Below are 18,258 nucleotides of genomic sequence, written 5' to 3'. Positions count from 1 at the left end.
TAGCTATTAAATTAAATCTGAGTCGCTAAGTGACTGTGAAGGCGATATTAATTTGATAATGTCATTGACTGTTTTTAGACAAGCATATTGGTTTTCTATGTCGTATAGGTTTGCTTCGTGGGCCTTTTTGTTTCTATCCCCACAAGCGTCTTTTACAACCCACATCGGGTAATTGTGTTGAGCCCCTCCAATAACAGTAGCACGGATACAGCCGCTAGTAGATACGCCTGAAATCAATAAAGAGTCAATTTCATTTAGTATTAACCAAGCCGACAGGTTTGTGTCGATAAAGGGGCTTGGGCCAGACTTTTCGAAAATAGGTTCGTTTGATAAACGGCCCATTCGCGTATCTATCTGTATTAAATTCGAACCAAGAGTGAACTTCTTTAATTCTGGTTTCATTTGGGGCAGTATCGAGTTTTGATTTTCTTCAGTGATAACCAGTGTTGTAAAGCAAATTGGAATAGCGGATAAACGCAAAGCACTTAATAACCTTTGGTTTGCATTAATAATATCATCCGTTGCGTGATAAAAAGGAGTCAATGCTCGTGTGAATCCATTGGTCATACTTACGACGATAAGTGCTGGCTTTTTACCAAATTTGAGCTCACGTGGTTCTAATTCATCTTGTATCATTAGTTCCCCTCCTTTTGAGTATAAAAAATACACAGATTTAATGTAAGCATAGACACAATATGGGTATTGATAAAACCAAAAGTAGAAATGAGGTTGTTTTTTCGTTATGTTTTTGTGTGATTTGTAATCGAATATTCTGATATTGTTGAATTTTGGTTTTTAAGGGACGCATACCAGATGAAATGTTTTTATCTTTTATTTTATATTTCTATCAGTAGCCTTTTTGTTTTAGTTGGGTGTGGAGGGAGTGGAGGAAATAGCAACACGCCTATTAACAACAGTCAAGAAAGCACAGGTGAACTTACTTTCGAAGATGGTGTATTTGAAGAAAGTACACTTTTTGAAGCACAGTGTGCGACACCTCGAAGTGGTGTCGATGCCTTTACTGGAATAGCGTTCCCAGATATTCAAGGTTCTGTATTAGCAGAAAACCTGTGGCTGCGTTCATGGACTTATGAATCTTATTTATGGTTTGACGATGTTGATTATTCAGGCCCTGATACATCTACTGTTGCTAGTTATTTTGCACAATTAAGAACTAATGAAATTACGGATTCGGGTAGGCCAAGAGATAACTTTCATTTTAGTCAAATTACAGCTGATTATAACGAACTGACTCAAGGGGGAGTGACTCGAGGTTATGGGTTTGATTGGCAACGCAATAGCGATAGCGTTCCCAGAGAGTTTATTGTCCGTTTTACAGAGCCAGGTTCCGCCGCAGCAACGGCGAATATTCCAAGAGGCGCTAAGTTGTTAACAGTCGATAGCGTCGATTTTGTAAATGCCTCCTCTTCAAGCGATATTGACATTATTAATACAGCCTTATTTCCCAGCGAAGCAGGGCTTATACATTCTTTTGAGTTCGAATTAGTTGATGGTTCGACATTGAGTGTTTCCTTAACTTCTGAAAATGTTGACGTGTTTGCAGTACAAAATGTCGATGTAATAGATGCACCTGCTGGTAGAGTGGGATACATCCAATTCAACTCTTTTATCACGCCCGCCCAAAGTGATTTGATATCAGCTTTTAACTTCTTTGAACAACAAGGTATCAATGAGCTGGTCATTGATTTGCGTTATAACGGCGGTGGCAGCGTTGCCTTGTCGTCACAAATTGCATTTATGGTGGCTGGCGCTTCCCAGACGAATAATCGATTGTATGAAACACTATTGGCAAATGGTAAATTTCGTGAGGATAGTGAAATACCATTTTATGGGTTAGAGATTGACTATGAGGCAAATCCTGCTGTGTTTACCAACACAGTTCTACCTAGTCCTGAATTAAGTCGCGTGTTTATTTTGTCTACGGGAGATACATGTTCAGCCAGTGAATCACTGATTAATGGTTTACGAGGTATCGGTATAGAGGTGGTACTCATTGGCGATACCACATGCGGTAAACCCTTTGGCTTTTTTCCCACTGATAATTGCGGTACAACCTACTTCACAATCCAATTTCAAAGTATCAATGAGCTGGGGTTTGGTGAATATCAAGACGGTTTTATACCAACAATAAATCCGTTATTTGGTGATGAGCTTCCTGGCTGTAATGTAGCTGATGACTTTAGTCAGCCATTGGGCAGCGAATCTGAAGCTCTGTTTGCCACAGCACTTAACTATATGGTGGATGGTGTATTAGCTTGTCCAACAACGGCTGCGGCAACACTTGATGAGGTAGAGAAAACAACAGTATCAGATAAGTTGAATCGCCGTAGAGAGGTCGTTTTAGACGCAATCATTCATGAAACAAGAGAGCGAGTATTGAATCCTTAGGTGTAATTTGGAGAGCATCGTTTTATTATAGGCCCATAAATTATTTTCTAAGAAGGATAACAGGGTGAATAAAGCTGTGCTCACTACTGCAGTGGTTGCTTTACTAATGGTACTTTTACCAGGGCCGTTATATAAATTTAATGTCCTTGAATTAGCTCCTGCATTTTCAAGTTTTAGATTTGGAGTTTATGTGGGTGGAGTCGCGTTTCTACTGATTATTACTCAATTTCTCTTTGCTCGTAGTTCAATGAATATTGCGGTCATACTGGCCGCTACTACCTGTGTAATCGTTGCCGTAGGTATTCCTGTTAGCATGATGAAAAAGGCAAAAGGTTTACCGCCTATTCATGATATTACAACTGATGTGCAGCAACCTCCTGAATTTAATTGGGTGCTGAAAGACCGCGCTGACGCGCCAAATCCTGCCGAATATCTAGCTGGTGAGGTAACTAAACAACAACTAGATGCTTACCCTGAACTTGCAACACAAGTATTTAATGCCAGTGTTGATGATGTACAAACCGCTGCTACATCTGTTGTAAATGAGTTGGGGTGGACGCTTGTTCACTCAGATACGTCGTTACATACAATCGAAGCAACTGAAGCGTCGTTTTGGTTTGGATTTAAAGACGATGTGGTTATCCGTATTCAAGGCCAAGATGGTCAAACTCGGGTTGATGTACGCAGTAAATCTAGAGTGGGGCGCAGTGATTTGGGGGCAAATGCACAGCGTATTCGAACTTTCCAATCTGCGCTGAGTAAACAAATTCAATGACTGAACGTACTATGTGGGTAGATGCTGACGCATGCCCTAACGTGATTAAAGACGTGTTGTTTAAAGCGTCTACACGCACCAAAATTCCCCTGACCTTAATTGCTAACCAGTACCTGCGCACACCATCTATTCGCTGGATTACTGCCGTGCAGGTGGATCAGGGTTTTGATGAAGCCGATAACGAATTAGTTCGCAGAGCAAACGCAGGGGATATCGTGATCACAAGTGATATCCCATTAGCTGATGAACTTATCGACAAAGGGGTTCGGGTGTTAACTCCACGAGGAGAGGTTTTAGAAAAGGAAAATATAAAATCTCGATTAAATATACGAGACTTTATGGATACTATGCGTAGCTCTGGCGTTCAGACTGGAGGGCCACCGCCGATGAGTACGAGCGAAAAACAAGCATTTAGTAACGCATTAGATAAGTGGATTCACTCTTAATAAAGGGCGTTATCGAATACCACGGGTGATAATTTTTGAAAATCTTGTTCCAAACGCTGTTTATGACTGTAGTCTGGGGAAATCATATATCGCTTAGGAAGTGATTCTTGCTCTTGTATTCTCTGTGAAATACGAATAAAAGCGTCTTTTCCATATTCAATATAACGTTCACCCCAAGATGTGGAATAGATGGTCACAATATCATCTACATGTGCCTTTAATCTTGAAGATTCCATATTGAGTACACATAGGCAGGCAGTAATTTCATTTTTTGCTAAAAGCTGTTCTCGGCCTAAAGAGTTCACTTTTAATGGTTTAAACAATTTGGACGCATAAAGTGCTAAATTCTGAAGGTCCCCTTCGGTTACCGGCTCGGAGTCATAATCTAAAAGTAATTGGGTATTTTTATCTATTATGCGATTTACTATGCACCACATGAGCAAATGAGTAGTTGATGAGTCAGTACGTACTTTGTAAGGTCTTGCTTCTTTGTCTGGTGCGGTAAGAAAATCCCCTGAGTATAAAGTCCATTGCCGGCTACCATCTTTTTGACGCTTTGCTCGAATTGTCGCGACAGGGCAGTATAGCTCTTCTCCAAATCCGCTGCGCAAAATATCAATTTTGTTAGACTTTTTAGCATAGAAGCTTTCTAAGCGGCGGCCGAGTACTGTCATATCTTCTTGACTTACCGTATGTTCAAGATCTCTAAACTTTTTGGACATACGGCGGTAGCATTGAATTAGAAACCTGTGTATCCGCTTACTTAACATGACATGCTTGGAGAAAGGCCAAGAATGTATATGATCAAACTCTTTTATTTTTTCTTCAGACCATCCCCATTTAGATACATAAAGGGACATGATTTGATGTTTAAATGTACGTCCGCTGTCGGCCACTTTCACACTAAGTTGGGCATGGCTTTTTATATATAAGCACTCTTGAAGTAGAGTTACGATGTCATCTTTTTTAACTTTACTATAATGTCGAATTAGCACATCGAACATGAATGTATATGGGTCTATAGGCTCTGCTTTCCCTGATGATTCGTTGGTGTTGTGTACAAGGCGTTTTAATTCATTGCACATAGGCTGGTGTGTTTCTATATTCTCTAAAAACACCTCTAGTTTTGCCATTTTTAGCACTGATTTAAAAGGGCTATCCATCGCTTTGCTTAGTTGCCAAATGGCCGCGCCGAATAACTCACTGGGATCCATTTTTTCGATATTGCCTAAATCCATTAACCAGGCAGGATCAGGAGACACGCCTTTTTTCAAAGAATTAAACAATAATTCATATTGCTTGGTGGACGTGTTATCCGGTGTTAACCACCAAAATGGCGCTTTTCCCGACACTACCATATTCGTGGTATAAAACTCTGATTTTAAGAACAAGGCTTGTGCTGAGCCTGCACTTTCGCCATCAGCGATACCAAAATCATTTGCTTTTACGCTATCGATATCAGATATGAAAAAATGGACTTCTAATGCGTAATTTTTCGCTGCCCACTGTTCTATTCGAGAGAGTTTTTTTTGTAAGTTCTCTAGGGCTAAAGAGGACATTGTTTTGGCATTCACACAAACCCAATAGTCAAAATCTGAATGTTCGTCCTGACCAATGGTACCAACACTTCCCATCAGTAATACAGAGTCAATATACCTTTGCTTAGGCCAAGTTTCTTTGGCAAAATCCGTGATATTGGTGATACTAGGAAACACTTTAATGAGTGCATTAGAGACGTCTTGCCTTAAACTGTAGTTGCATAAACCACAAGCAATCTCTTTTGCAGCCACATACCCTGGTAAAGATTTATGATTAACATGTAATAGATAAGGCAGTACGTGGAACAAAGGTTTCTTTTGATCTGAAAGTAAGCTAATTGTTCTTTCTGTTCGTGCTTTATTGTACCTCAATACACGAAGTAACCTGATAGCTAAGGTTTGTGTTGTGACTTTTTCAGCTCTGGAGGGCATGCACTCTTCTCATTGACTGCATTGCCTGCTCGTAGGCATTAGATTCTTCGTAAATTTTCGATAGTAGGATTAATTCTTCGCTCGTTTCTTTTAAATCAATAGCTTTTATCAGCGCTCGTTCACTTAATGCTATATCTCCTGAATTATAAGCAATATGCCCTAGAGCCGCGTAATAGCTAGGCTCTTCAGGAGTTAGTTTTATTGATCTCTCTAATAAACCAATAAGATCAGCTGGATGAGGCGTACGCAGTGTTTTTATGATACTTATCATTCCATAAGGCATTGTCTTCTTTTTATACCAATCGAGTAAGAATTTCTGCGCATCTTGGTGTAATCCCTGAGAGATTAATTGTTGAATGAACGATATTCTAAATACATCGTCATTTCTTTGTGTTCTGGATAACCCATTCCAATAGTCTTTTAGTTGAAGAGCGCCTTCTTTACTCGCAATCTCTGCAAATTTTTGTGTAGCTATTTCTTCAGTGTAACCGGAGTAATCACTACCGAGTTGTTTTCTCCATTTTGGCAATGCGCTTTCCAATTCACTCCATTGGTTATTCATGGCCATTGCCTTCGCTTTTAGCCGGATAACGTCGGCTTGCTCTGCATCCTTAATGCCATCTAAGGATTCCACTGCGAGCTTAATCTTTCCATCGGTTAAACATTGTTGTGCTTGCATCAAAAAAGCGGCATCTGCACAGTTTTTATCGGTATTATTTTTGGCTTTGTCAAACCACATGGTAGCCACATCTGACTTACCGTTTTGCAATGCAATTTGCCCCAAAGCTAAATGATGAAAGCCGTGAAATTCGTCTTTATTTACGTTTTCAAATGCAGCCTTGGCTTTTTCGGTATTTCCATAAGCCAATGCAAATAAACCATTGTAGAATGACTGTTCTCGTTTTATAGCTCCACCGCTGGTAAACCAACGACTTGTTGTACGAGACGCAGACAAAAGAATTGAAATTAGCTTTAAGGCAATAATACCAATAATTACAAGACCAAAGATGATTACCCCTAACGCGACTACGGTCAATTCAATGGTGCGTTGGCCAAAGGCAATTAATACATACCCTTTTTCACCCACTAACAGAGGCGCAATAAAGAGCACTAACAAAAAAACAGCGATGTAGAGTAGGTATTTCACTAAACGTTTCATTAAAGTGTAATCCCTGTAGACGACGCATTTAGACGGGAAGATAGCGCCTTTTGAAGTAAACCATGACTTATTAATGAAGAGGGTAAAGGCCTGCTAATATCTTTTTGAGCTAACTCACTAAGGTGATTAATAAATTGCTTAGTTTGAGCTGCCGTTAAATCATAGTGCTTTTCAACAATGGAGATAGACTGTTGCAATGACGCTTCATATAAGGGGGCATCATAATGCAAAGCCGCATATTGAGATTGCTGTAGGCTCAGCGCTAGTTGTTCTGTTATAAGAAAGCGTTGAGATGCTGACATCAGAGGTTCTACATTCGTGGAGTTGCGTTTTACACTCACAAAATCGTCCACTAAAGATTGCCATACACGAGCTAAATTAGTTCTCCAGTCGGCAATATCATCTGATACTTGTGTTAGCGCTTGGGCTTCTGTATCCGGAATAACTAACGTGTTTAAGGGCAGTGAATCTAGAGTATTTATTATCCCAGTAAGAGTTAAAGCGATATCTGTAGAAGAGACAGGATTAACTTGCTCTATACGCTGTATGTCTTCCGCTATAGCCTGGCGTACTTGTAATAAGCTTGGGTCGCTATTTTCTTCCAAACGTAGATCGGCTTCCTTTAATAACAGCACTGCAGTGTGGGTATCATCTTCTAACCAGAGCTTCCTGCCAGCCATACGGGTTAGATAATCTGCTTCTGCTACTAACCAATCAGATGCTCTCGCGCCGTTTAATTGATTGATGTCGGTATTAATAGCCTTAATTCGAGTGTCTTGTGTTTTAAGATGAGTAAGAGTTTGTGCTAATTTTTCTTCTGTTTGTCCATGAATGTTCTGGTTTTTTTCTATTTTCTGACTTAAACCTTGTTGATTTTCAGCTACACGCTCAAGTTGTAGCGCCAAATTATCTTGGCTATCTACCTTACTGACTAAGGGTTGATAGTGCTCAGTGAAGAACCAAAAAGCAGTTCCGCTACAGGCTAAAAAGCATAAAAACAACAATGATATAGCTATCCATAAAGATTTGTTGCCACCCTTTTTCTTGGGAGTTTTTGTTTGCTTTTCTTCGGTGTTATCCGTGTCTTTTACGAGTAATTCACTGGTTGTCATGTCCGACCTCTTTGTAGCCCCAATACACATCCTAATAGATGCGCATTGGTTGCGCCATTACTAGATACAATTTCTTTGCATCCTAGCGACAATGCGACCTGCTTTATTCGCTCACTAGGTACAATCCATGTTTTATTTTTAGCGTCAATTTCGGGGTATACCTTAAGCAAACATTCTAATAAATGACCGCTAGTGACTACAACCATTGAAATACTTTGCCAATTGATTTTTTTTGTTAAGTAAGGGACTGCAAGCTCAGTTCGTCGGTAGACATCAATGGCATTGAAAGCTGTTTTTTTGTCCGTAAATGATAGAGGAATTATATCTCGTCCACCTTCCCCTTTTACTATTATTGGCAAACTTGAAGGAGCATTGAATTCTGGGCGCGTTGCAAATTCAGCAAGCCATCCTTCTGAAGTTTGTATTTTAGGGAATAAACATTCTTTAAAAAAAGGCTTCAGAATCAATGCCGTTGATTCCCCAATACAACAAGCTAGCTTTCCTTCAAACTTTGTTTCTTTGATGACTTGAACGAGTCGAATAGCTGCTTCTGTACTCGTAATAATAAAGGGTGAAAGCTCAGCATTAGAGAGTTGAAGTAACTCCGATAACTGAGCTAGCCCTTGTTTATTACTTTCAATATCTATAGGCGAAACACCAATAGCATCAATATTGTTGGCTTTGAAATGGGCAACAGCTTGCTCGATTTTTGGCTTTGGTTTTACCAATGCCAGCATGATGGTTATCCCTCTAAGCTTGCGAGAATATCGCCGGCCCCTTGTTCTAACAGCGCCTTCGCTACTGTTTCGCCCACAGTTATTGGACAGGTTCCTGTTGCTTCTGCTTCTAGCAATACATCACCCGCAGGAGAACCCACTCTGCCAATTAGATGAATAGTGTCTTGATTTAATTCTGCAAAACCACCAATGGGTACTTGGCAGCCTCCGTTAAGGTAACTATTCATTGCTCTTTCAGCACGAACACAAACGCTGGTCGTTTCGTGGTTTAAAGGTGCGAGTAAAGCATGTAATTCAGCATCGTCTTCTCTACACTCAATACCAACCGCACCTTGGCCCACTGCGGGCAAGCTCATAGTTGCGGGTAGTGTATGGCGAATACGTTGGTGCATGGCTAAGCGTCGAAGACCTGCGGCCGCCAGTATAATAGCGTCGTATTGGCCATCGTCGAGCTTGGCTAATCGGGTATTCACGTTTCCTCGTAAATCCCTGATTTCTATATCAGGGCGAGCACGCTTAATTTGGCACTGGCGTCTAAGGCTTGAAGAGCCCACAACTGCGCCTTGGGGTAAATCATCGAAACTGGTGTAATCATTTGATACAAAAGCGTCGAAAGGGTTGTCCCGTTCACAAATGGTGGTGAGTGCAAACCCTTCAGGCATGGCCATAGGGACATCTTTCATAGAGTGTACGGCAATGTCCGCACGGCCTTCTTGCATCGCCACTTCAAGTTCCTTGATAAAAAGGCCTTTGCCGCCAATTTTGGCTAGTGGCGTGTCGAGGATCTTATCGCCCTGAGTACTCATAGGGACGAGTTCTACAACAAGCCCTTTATGAGCATTCTCAAGTTCACTTTTTACAAATTCAGCTTGCCATAAGGCTAGCGCACTTTTTCGTGTGGCAATTCGAATTGTTCGTGTAGTTGTCATTACTACCCCTTAATTACGCACTTTCATTGATATTAAGCGCTTCGACTAAATAAGCTCTTATATCTTGAAGTTCTTCAAAGCATACACTGTGCTGCATAGCATAAGTATTTAAATTCACCTTAAACCCTTGTTGTTTTAAGGTTTCACAAGCGCTTTTTCCAAGTGCTAATGGAACAACTTCATCTAAGCTTCCATGCCCCATAAAAATGGGGGTCGATATATTATTTGAATTCATTTCAGAACTCAGTTTTTGCGGCTCGCACATATAGGTAGATAACGCCATCACACCCGCTAAAGTGTGTGGACTTCTTGCAGCCATATGAAGGGCAATCACTCCGCCTTGTGAAAAGCCAGCAAGAACAATACGATTTGGCGAAATACCTGCGGCAATTTCACCTTCTATTAGTTCCGCAACTTGCGTCGCCGACTCTTCTACACCCGTGCGGTCTGCTCTGTGATTAAAATCCATAGTGGTAATGTCGTACCACGCACGCATGCGCATTCCGTTGTTTATGGTAACTGGGCGTTCTGGAGCGTGAGGAAAAATAAAGCGTATACCTGAGTCTTCGGGTAATTTTAGTTCAGGTACTATTGGCGCAAACCCGTTACCGGAATCGCCTAAGCCGTGAAGCCAAATAACGGTAGCAGTGTGAGCTTGAGTGCTCGGAACATCAACATATTGCAAAGAAGGCATAAAGAATAAACCGTAAATAAACTCATATTACCGACTATTATGCTATGATCTGACAACATTATCACCTACAAGCCACACGTTTAATCTGCGCCATGTCTCAACTTCTTGGAAATTTATTTATTTTGTCTGCTCCTTCTGGTGCGGGTAAATCGAGTCTAATAAAAGCACTATTAGACAAATACGCCTCGGCTAGCCATAAAATGCAAGTGTCTGTGTCCCATACAACACGAGATCCCAGACCGGGAGAGGTTAACGGGGAGCATTACCATTTTGTATCTAGAGCGGAGTTTGAAGCGTTAATTGCTGATGGCGCGTTTTTTGAGTGGGCTGAAGTCTTCGGCAATTATTACGGTACATCACGAGTTGCTATTGAGGCTTGTTTGTCTGAAGGAATTGATGTTTTTCTCGATATAGATTGGCAAGGGGCCAGACAAGTAAAATCACTTATGCCTGATGCGAATAGTGTATTTATTTTGCCACCGTCTATTGAAGAACTTAGATCCCGTTTAACCGGTAGAGGTCAGGATTCACAAGACGTCATTGATAAAAGAATGCAAAAAGCCGTTGATGAGATGTCTCATTATGATGAGTTTGATTTTGTACTTGTAAACGACGACTTTGCGGAAACATTAGAGGACTTTTATCGGATTATTGTCAGTTGCGCCCATAAAACAAAAAATCAGTCACTTAAGCATCAAAAGCTCATACAAGCTTTGCTAAATGACTGATTAGAAAGAACGATTAAATTGCCGCTAGAGCCGCTTTATAATCTGGCTCTTCGGTAATTTCAGCAACAAGCTCAGAATGTATTACGTTTTGTTCTTCATCTAAAACCAATACTGAGCGAGCAAGTAATCCACTCACAACACTTGATTTGATAAGTACACCTAAGCTTTCAGCAGCTTCACCATAACGGAAATCTGATGTCGTAAGGGCATTTTCAATACCTTCAGCTGCGCAGAATCGACCAAATGCAAATGGAAGATCTTGAGAGACAAACACCAAAACCACATTGTCGTTGCCCGCAGCCATTTGGCTAAATTGTTTTAACTGTAATGCACATACTGGTGTGTCGATACTTGGAAAGGTATTAAGAATGATTTTTTTCCCTTTCAAACTAGACAGTTTTATTTCTGATAAATCAGCACCAACAACTGTAAAATCTTTTACCGTATCACCAACTGATGGAAATGTTCCTGACAAGGATACTTCAGTACCTTTAAACCTAGCTGTATTACTCATTTTATATCACCCTAACGGTTAGTAGATTGAAAAAGTTCAATGCCGTTATATTACGCTACATAACGGACTTTCAATAAAAGAATTTATATTCTTAATTATGCCAGCATAACTAAAATTGCGGCCCCAGCGATAAGAAAAAGCCCAATAATCTCGTGTTTTTTTACCGATTGCTTAAGCCAGAATGTTGCTAAAACAATAGTAAAAACAACTTCTAACTGCCCCAGTGTTTTTACATAGGCAACATGTTGTAGTGCCATTGCACTAAACCAACATATAGAACCAAAACAACTGGTTACACTAGTAAGAATTGTTGTTCTTGAATTTGACTTAAGTGCAACATAAGTACTTTTATCAGTAATGAATATATAAATTGATAGCAGCACAGTTTGAATACACAACACCCACAACAGGACCCAAGCAGCGCTGTGAGGAAAGGGAACACTCAGCATCAAACTGGCTTCTCGAACAAATAGCGATGTTAATGCAAAGCAACTGCCACAGGCTAAACCAATAATAACGGTTTTCAAACTTAACGTGCCGTTCTTACCGCCACCAGACAAGATAAAAACCGCTAATCCACCTATTAGAATCCCTAACCACCCAAAAAGGTTCATTTGGCTGCCGAAAAATAACGTGCCTAATACACCTGCGACTAGAGCTTCGCTTTTGGCTAAACCCGCCCCCACAGAAAAATTTTTCTGTTTAAATAACAGCACCATAAGTGCTGTAGCGGAAATTTGCAGTAACGCCGCCGCAGATACGGTGATGATAAATAACAGACTAAAATGGGGGATCTCTAGAGGTGAAAACCAATTTAATGCGAGCAGATATACCAATGCTATAGGAGGTGCAAATAAAAACCGAGCTAAGGTAACGCCCGCGGTACTGACATTATTACTTAACTGGCTTTGCAGTGCATTTCGCAAGGTTTGCATAACAACCGCGCCAAGAGTAAAGAAAATCCAGCTCAAAATCGGCCTTTGATATAAATCATTCGATGAATAGAGGTTCCAATTATCAAGGCCTCGGAGTTATTATCAAGTTATTAGTGTCAAACAATGAGAAATGATGATGGACAAGTTTATGTTAGCGGCAATAGAGGAAGCTAAAAAAGGCCTTGATGAAGGCGGTATCCCTATTGGTTCGGTTTTGGTTCACGATGGCAAAATTATTGGACGAGGTCATAATCGCCGCGTACAAAGCGGAAGCCCAACATTGCACGGAGAAATGGATGCACTGGAAAATGCGGGTCGTCAACCTGCCAGTGTTTATCAAAATTCTGTTATCTACACTACGTTATCGCCTTGCTCTATGTGCACTGGCGCTATTTTATTATATGGCATCCCAAAAGTTGTTATTGGTGAAAACACTACCTTTATGGGTGAAGAAACCTTGCTTGAATCTCGTGGAGTAGAGCTGGAGAGACTTGATGACAGCACATGCAAGCAGTTAATGGATGATTTTATTGCGGCTAAGCCTGAGCTGTGGAACGAAGATATAGGAACAGAATAAAGCATGAGTAAACGTATATTAGCGGCATTGCAAATTGGTTCAGATAGCGCAGGCACAGCGGCGACCTTAGATAAAATATTGTCCTTTGAGCAACAAATAAAAGACAGTAACTGTGATTTAATTGTTTTGCCTGAGGCGCTACTGGGAGGGTACCCCAAAGGGTCTGATTTTGGTACGCGCTTAGGTTATCGCACAGACCAAGGCCGTGAAGACTACTTAGAATATTGGCAGCAAGCCGTAGATATCGATGGACCAGAAATACAAGCTTTAAAAGAATTAGCCGCAAGAAACAGCACGGCTATGGTTGTTGGGGTCATCGAACGAGCAGAAGGAAAAGGCGCAACCTTATATTGTACTGCTGTGTTTATTGGCGCAGACGGCACTTATTTAGGCAAACATCGAAAGTTAATGCCGACGGCCTTAGAAAGGCTCATTTGGGCCCAAGGTGATGGTTCCACGTTACCGGTTATTAATACACCTGTGGGGAATATTGGTGCAGCGATATGCTGGGAAAATTACATGCCGTTACTGCGCACAACGCTTTACGCAAAAGGCATTGATATTTGGTGCGCGCCCACTGTAGACGACAGACCGATTTGGCAATCCAGCATGAGCCATATTGCCTATGAAGCGAGAAGCTTCTTAGTGAGTGCATGTCAATATCAAGGGTATCCGGAAAACCACAGCCAAAGAGACAGTCAATGGCCACAAGGTAAACCGCTTATTCGAGGCGGAACTGTGATCATGAACCCTATGGGCGAAGTGCTTGCTGGACCTATCTATGAAAAAGAAGGGGTGATTTCTGCAACTGTTGATATGCAAGACATTATCAAAGCGAGATACGACATGGATGCAACGGGACATTATGCTCGTCCAGATGTGTTTTCGCTGCAAGTTGATGAGACCGAAAGAGCGCCATATTCCCCCTTTATTAAGACTTCAGCATCGAATACGTAATTTTATCTATGATCGGCCGCAAAATTCACCTATACTATGCGGCTCTTTTTTTAACCAAGTTTTATGCTGGAGTAAGCAATGGCACGAGTCACAGTTGAAGATGCTGTAGATCAGGTAGGCAATCGTTTCGATTTGGTTTTGGTTGCAGCTCGTCGTGCGCGCCAATTGGCCACTGAGGGGAAAGAACCTAAGGTCGATATGGGTAACGATAAACCTACGGTAACGGCGCTAAGAGAAATTGAACAAGGCTTGGTTGACGCTGAATCTATTGAACAAGATGAAATTCGCGACCAACAACAGCAAGAAGAAGCAAGCTTTGCTTCTGTTGCAAACATCCTATCTGAATAAAAATTCAGCACGCACAGTCAAATTTCACCTGACTGTGCGAATTCCATTGGTAAATAAGCGCTAATCCTCGTATTCTACTAGTGTGTTCAACAACTAATTTATTTACGTGTATCTATTTGAAGGCCTAAAACAAAAAGTATCTGCATATTTACCTGAAGACAAAGTTCAACAGGTACAAGACGCCTATGTCTTGGCAAAAGATGCCCATGACGGCCAAATGCGTTCGAGTGGCGACCCGTATATAACTCATCCTGTTGCAGTTGCAAGCTTATTAGCTGACATGCATTTAGACCATGAAACTATCATGGCTGCCTTGCTACACGACGTAATAGAGGACACTGATTACAGTGAAGATGACCTAGCAAAAGCGTTTGGTAGACCTGTTGCCGAAATCGTTGAAGGCGTAAGTAAACTAGAAAAAATTGCTTTTTCTAATAAACAAGAAGCCCAAGCAGAAAACTTCCGTAAAATGATGATGGCGATGGTCCAAGATATTCGCGTCATTTTGGTTAAGCTAGCTGATCGCACTCACAATATGCGAACGCTAGGGTCTTTGCGACCAGATAAACGCCGGCGCATTGCGTTGGAAACGTTAGAAATCTATGCACCTATTGCTCATAGGTTAGGTATTCACGAAATAAAAAATGAGCTGGAAAATTTGGGCTTTGAAGCCATGTATCCCATGCGCCATCGAGCTCTCAAATCCGCGGTAAAACAAGCCCGTGGTAATCGCAAAGAAATTGTAGATAACATTCGCACTGAGCTGGTTACTCGATTGGAGTCGTTAGGGATAAAAGCGGAAGTTACAGGGCGAGAAAAACACCTTTACTCTATCTATTTAAAAATGCGTAACAAGGAATTGTCTTTTAATGAAGTAATGGACATTTATGCGTTCCGTATTGTGGTAGACAATCTAGATAGCTGTTATCGATCACTAGGTGCAATGCACGGGCTTTATAAACCCATTGAAAATCGATTCAAAGATTACATCGCTATTCCAAGATTAAACGGTTACCAATCGCTTCATACTTCATTGGTTGGTCCTCATGGTATTCCTGTGGAAATTCAAATTCGCACAGAAGCGATGGATGAAATGGCAGACAAAGGTGTTGCTGCACATTGGCAATACAAAGAACAAGATGACGCCGACACTACAGCGCAAAGCCGAACCCGTAAATGGATGCAGTCTTTATTAGAATTACAACAAAGTGCGTCGTCGTCGTTTGAATTTATTGAAAGCGTAAAAACCGACCTGTTTCCCAATGAAATTTATGTGTTCACGCCAGAAGGGCGGATCATCGAATTACCGGTAGGCGCTACCGCAGTTGATTTTGCCTATGCTGTGCATAGTGATATTGGAAATACCTGTGTTGGAGTAAGAGTAGAGCGTAAAAACTCGAGTTTGAATGCATCACTAGATAACGGTAAAACAATAGAAATCATTACCTCGCCAAGGGCTAAACCTAATGCGAATTGGTTGAATTTTGTTGTCACGTCCCGAGCTCGTACACATATTCGTCAGTACCTGAAAAAACAACGGGGCAAAGAAGCCGTTAACTTGGGCAATCGTTTATTACGTCATGCGCTCGGTATAGTGAAGCTAGACGAAATACCACAAAGTGAAATAGACAGAGTGGTGCAAGAAACTAAACATGACGACTTTGAGCACTTGCTTAACGACATTGGTTTAGGCAATGAATTAAGTGCCATTGTTGCTCGTCGCTTGTTAGGCGAAAAAGCAGAATTACCAGAGAAAAAAGGCCATGTAGCCATTAAGGGAACCGAAGGTTTATTGGTTACCTATTCTCGTTGCTGCCACCCTATTCCTGATGACGAAATTGTCGCTGTACTTAGCCCTGGACGGGGCATGGCTATTCACCAAATTGGCTGTAACAATATTCGAAAGTTGTCCAAAGAAGAGCCTCAGCGTGTGTTACCTATGGTTTGGGACGATAACCCCCAAGGTGAATTTAAAGCTTCTGTTCGCATAGAGTTGATTAATCACCAAGGTACTTTGGCAACGCTGACAAATGCGATTTCTTCAATGGAATCAAATATCATTAATCTCCAAACTGATGAAAAAGAAAGTAATATCTATTTTGTCGATATGGAACTTACAACGTTTAACCGCATACATTTAGCGAGAATTACAAAACGTATCCGCACTATGCCTGAGGTGCAAAAAGTATCTCGCCATAGCAAAACACGAACAAACTAAAATATTTAAGGTTCATTATGTCTAAGTCTATTATTCAAACTGACTCGGCACCTGCTGCTATTGGAACATATAGCCAAGCCGTAAAAGCTGGCACTACAGTTTATCTTTCTGGTCAAATTCCTTTAGTGCCTGAAACCATGGAGATGGTAAGCGACGATTTCGCTGAACAAACTAAGCAGGTGTTTGAGAACATTAATGCGGTATGCACTGCTGCTGGCGGTACTATGCGTGACTTAGTTAAAATTAATATCTACTTAACTGATTTATCGAATTTTGCCACTGTGAATGAAGTTATGGCGACATACTTCTCTGAGCCTTATCCAGCTCGTGCTGCGTTGGGGATCAGTGAGTTGCCTAGAGGGGCGCAAGTTGAAATTGACGGCGTAATGGAATTACCTGAGTAACTTGATCCTATGTCGCCAGAACGGAATGCCAAAATCCGATCCATGTTGGCAAAACGACAAACTGATTTAACTGTGTGTCTAGAAAACGTGCATAAGCCACATAATATGTCTGCTGTTGTGCGTACCTGTGACGCCATAGGTGTACACAATGTTCATGCTGTTTGGGATGAAAAATACCACTTGCCGGGTGATATTGCTATGGGCAGCCAGCAATGGGTAAATTGCTCAACTCATAACACTATTGAAGACGCTGTAGCCGACTTTAAAGCACAGAATATGCAAGTGCTAGTAACGCATCTATCAGACACTGCAGTAGATTTCAGGGAAATAGATTACACCAAACCAACAGCTATCCTGCTTGGACAAGAGAAGCATGGAGCAACGGAAAACGCCATTGCTTCAGCGGATCAAGATATCGTTATTCCTATGGTGGGTATGGTTCAGTCGTTAAATGTATCTGTTGCTGCAGCTTTGGTGTTATATGAGGCCCAAAGACAGCGACAAAATGCAGGTCTGTACGATAAATCAACACTTGATCAAGATGAGTGTCAGCGTATATTGTTTGAAGGTGGGTATCCTAGATTGGCGCATTTGTGCAAAGAAAATGACTTACCTTACCCTTATATTAATGACGAAGGTGAAATTGAAGCAAGTGAAAGCTGGTGGTCAAGTTTGCGTACCCCAAAACCCTAATACACGAAAAGGAAAGTAAAATGACATATAAAACCGTGCTTTTGCCATTGATATTGTCAATTTTTGTCTGTGGTTCAGCATTGGCGATAGATAGAACTCAACTAGCGGATTCTAGCGAAAGCGTTACGCCTATACTCGATGGAAGTAAAATTCCCAATGCAAATGTGGCGTTGGCTGATGGTACACCGGTTAGTTTACAAGGCTTAGTAATGCAAAAGCCGTCCATCGTGTTGTTTTACCGAGGAGGTTGGTGCCCATACTGCAACCGTCAGCTTGCAGGTTTAAAGTCTATCGAGAAAGAACTGGTTGATTTGGGCTATCAAGTATTAGCTATTTCACCTGAATCGCCGGAGCGTTTGCAACAACAAAAACTAGAAACTGAATTTGCAGTAACATTAATTTCAGATAAAAACCTAGAAGCAATTCAAGGTTTTGGAGTAGGTTTTACCTTAGATGATGCTACTTCATCACGGTACAGTGAACGCGGTTTTAACTTAACGCTTAACAGCGACGGAAAAGCAGTATTACCTGCGCCAGCAATTTTTATTGTAGACAAAGCTGGCACAGTAAATTTCAGCTATGTTAATCCAAACTACAGACAAAGACCCTCTGAGACTCTCATTCTTGCCGCTGCAAAGGCGCTGAAATAGTCG

General features: G+C 41.2%; 20 protein-coding genes. 11 read left to right on the top strand and 9 right to left on the bottom strand.

The genetic code is table 11. The annotated features are described in order from the left end of the window. Nucleotides 1–6 precede the first annotated feature (6 nt). A complete protein-coding gene (locus tag J3L16_RS09555) occupies nt 7–636 on the bottom strand; it encodes an isochorismatase family protein (protein ID WP_207612741.1) in 630 nt (209 codons plus the stop codon). A gap of 177 nt (nt 637–813) precedes the next feature. On the opposite strand from J3L16_RS09555, the gene J3L16_RS09550 reads away from it, so the two are divergent. The 3 genes from J3L16_RS09550 to J3L16_RS09540 all read left to right on the top strand — a co-directional run bounded on the left by J3L16_RS09550 (nt 814) and on the right by J3L16_RS09540 (nt 3,630). After that, nucleotides 814–2,409, top strand: a complete 1,596-nt coding sequence (locus tag J3L16_RS09550; RefSeq protein ID WP_207612740.1) for a S41 family peptidase — start codon at nt 814–816, stop codon at nt 2,407–2,409. Nucleotides 2,410–2,473: 64 nt separating this feature from the next. Then, nucleotides 2,474–3,184, top strand: a complete 711-nt coding sequence (locus tag J3L16_RS09545; RefSeq protein ID WP_347564657.1) for a DUF1499 domain-containing protein — start codon at nt 2,474–2,476, stop codon at nt 3,182–3,184. Then, complete coding sequence (locus J3L16_RS09540; RefSeq protein WP_207612739.1) at nt 3,181–3,630, top strand: YaiI/YqxD family protein; 450 nt, start codon at nt 3,181–3,183, stop codon at nt 3,628–3,630. The genes J3L16_RS09545 and J3L16_RS09540 overlap by 4 nt, the downstream gene beginning before the upstream one ends. Here the strand turns inward: J3L16_RS09540 and J3L16_RS09535 are convergent. From J3L16_RS09535 to J3L16_RS09510, 6 genes are read right to left on the bottom strand one after another with little or no spacing between them, the layout of a single operon-like run. Then, nucleotides 3,627–5,600 (bottom strand): class I adenylate cyclase, encoded by a 1,974-nt coding sequence (locus J3L16_RS09535; protein WP_207612738.1) that lies wholly within the window; start codon nt 5,598–5,600, stop codon nt 3,627–3,629. The two genes, J3L16_RS09540 and J3L16_RS09535, sit on opposite strands and share 4 nt — an antisense overlap. After that, nucleotides 5,584–6,759 (bottom strand): heme biosynthesis HemY N-terminal domain-containing protein, encoded by a 1,176-nt coding sequence (locus J3L16_RS09530; RefSeq protein WP_207612737.1) that lies wholly within the window; start codon nt 6,757–6,759, stop codon nt 5,584–5,586. Before J3L16_RS09530 ends, J3L16_RS09535 begins: the two co-directional genes overlap by 17 nt. After that, nucleotides 6,759–7,871, bottom strand: coding sequence for a uroporphyrinogen-III C-methyltransferase (locus tag J3L16_RS09525; protein WP_207612736.1), 1,113 nt, complete (start codon nt 7,869–7,871; stop codon nt 6,759–6,761). The genes J3L16_RS09530 and J3L16_RS09525 overlap by 1 nt, the downstream gene beginning before the upstream one ends. After that, on the bottom strand, nt 7,868–8,608 hold the full coding sequence (locus tag J3L16_RS09520; RefSeq protein WP_207612735.1) for a uroporphyrinogen-III synthase: 741 nt from the start codon (nt 8,606–8,608) through the stop codon (nt 7,868–7,870). Before J3L16_RS09520 ends, J3L16_RS09525 begins: the two co-directional genes overlap by 4 nt. 5 nt (nt 8,609–8,613) lie before the next feature. After that, entirely contained in the window at nt 8,614–9,537 is a 924-nt protein-coding gene (gene hemC, locus J3L16_RS09515; protein ID WP_207612734.1) for a hydroxymethylbilane synthase, read from the bottom strand. A gap of 13 nt (nt 9,538–9,550) precedes the next feature. Continuing rightward, nucleotides 9,551–10,231 (bottom strand): dienelactone hydrolase family protein, encoded by a 681-nt coding sequence (locus J3L16_RS09510; protein ID WP_207612733.1) that lies wholly within the window; start codon nt 10,229–10,231, stop codon nt 9,551–9,553. Between the two features lie 92 nt (nt 10,232–10,323). Between J3L16_RS09510 and gmk the strand changes: the two genes are divergently transcribed. After that, nucleotides 10,324–10,959 carry a guanylate kinase gene (gmk, locus tag J3L16_RS09505; protein WP_207612732.1) on the top strand — a complete coding sequence of 212 codons (636 nt, stop codon included), beginning with the start codon at nt 10,324–10,326 and terminating at the stop codon, nt 10,957–10,959. A gap of 13 nt (nt 10,960–10,972) precedes the next feature. Here the strand turns inward: gmk and tpx are convergent, their stop codons facing one another. After that, complete coding sequence (tpx, locus tag J3L16_RS09500) at nt 10,973–11,473, bottom strand: thiol peroxidase (protein WP_207612731.1); 501 nt, start codon at nt 11,471–11,473, stop codon at nt 10,973–10,975. A gap of 95 nt (nt 11,474–11,568) precedes the next feature. After that, a complete protein-coding gene (locus tag J3L16_RS09495) occupies nt 11,569–12,444 on the bottom strand; it encodes a DMT family transporter (protein WP_207612730.1) in 876 nt (291 codons plus the stop codon). Between the two features lie 100 nt (nt 12,445–12,544). Here J3L16_RS09495 and J3L16_RS09490 point away from each other — a divergent pair, with 100 nt between their 5' ends. From J3L16_RS09490 to J3L16_RS09460, 7 genes are all read left to right on the top strand, one after another. After that, the gene (locus tag J3L16_RS09490) at nt 12,545–12,985 is read left to right on the top strand and encodes a nucleoside deaminase (RefSeq protein WP_207612729.1); all 441 of its coding nucleotides are present in this window, start codon (nt 12,545–12,547) and stop codon (nt 12,983–12,985) included. Between the two features lie 3 nt (nt 12,986–12,988). Further along, nucleotides 12,989–13,942, top strand: a complete 954-nt coding sequence (locus tag J3L16_RS09485) for a carbon-nitrogen hydrolase family protein (protein ID WP_207612728.1) — start codon at nt 12,989–12,991, stop codon at nt 13,940–13,942. 78 nt (nt 13,943–14,020) lie between these two features. Beyond that, on the top strand, nt 14,021–14,290 hold the full coding sequence (rpoZ, locus tag J3L16_RS09480; protein WP_207612727.1) for a DNA-directed RNA polymerase subunit omega: 270 nt from the start codon (nt 14,021–14,023) through the stop codon (nt 14,288–14,290). 106 nt (nt 14,291–14,396) lie between these two features. Next, the gene (spoT, locus tag J3L16_RS09475; RefSeq protein ID WP_207612726.1) at nt 14,397–16,508 is read left to right on the top strand and encodes a bifunctional GTP diphosphokinase/guanosine-3',5'-bis pyrophosphate 3'-pyrophosphohydrolase; all 2,112 of its coding nucleotides are present in this window, start codon (nt 14,397–14,399) and stop codon (nt 16,506–16,508) included. A gap of 17 nt (nt 16,509–16,525) precedes the next feature. Further along, complete coding sequence (locus tag J3L16_RS09470) at nt 16,526–16,912, top strand: RidA family protein (protein WP_207612725.1); 387 nt, start codon at nt 16,526–16,528, stop codon at nt 16,910–16,912. A 9-nt stretch (nt 16,913–16,921) separates the two neighbouring features. After that, a complete protein-coding gene (gene trmH / locus J3L16_RS09465) occupies nt 16,922–17,605 on the top strand; it encodes a tRNA (guanosine(18)-2'-O)-methyltransferase TrmH (RefSeq protein ID WP_207612724.1) in 684 nt (227 codons plus the stop codon). A gap of 20 nt (nt 17,606–17,625) precedes the next feature. Then, entirely contained in the window at nt 17,626–18,255 is a 630-nt protein-coding gene (locus J3L16_RS09460) for a peroxiredoxin-like family protein (protein WP_207612723.1), read from the top strand. Nucleotides 18,256–18,258 lie beyond the last annotated feature (3 nt).

The organism is Alteromonas sp. 5E99-2 (assembly GCF_017368475.1).
In the GTDB taxonomy this organism is placed as follows: domain Bacteria; phylum Pseudomonadota; class Gammaproteobacteria; order Enterobacterales; family Alteromonadaceae; genus Alteromonas_F.
This window is presented reverse-complemented; position numbering and strand designations above follow the sequence as displayed.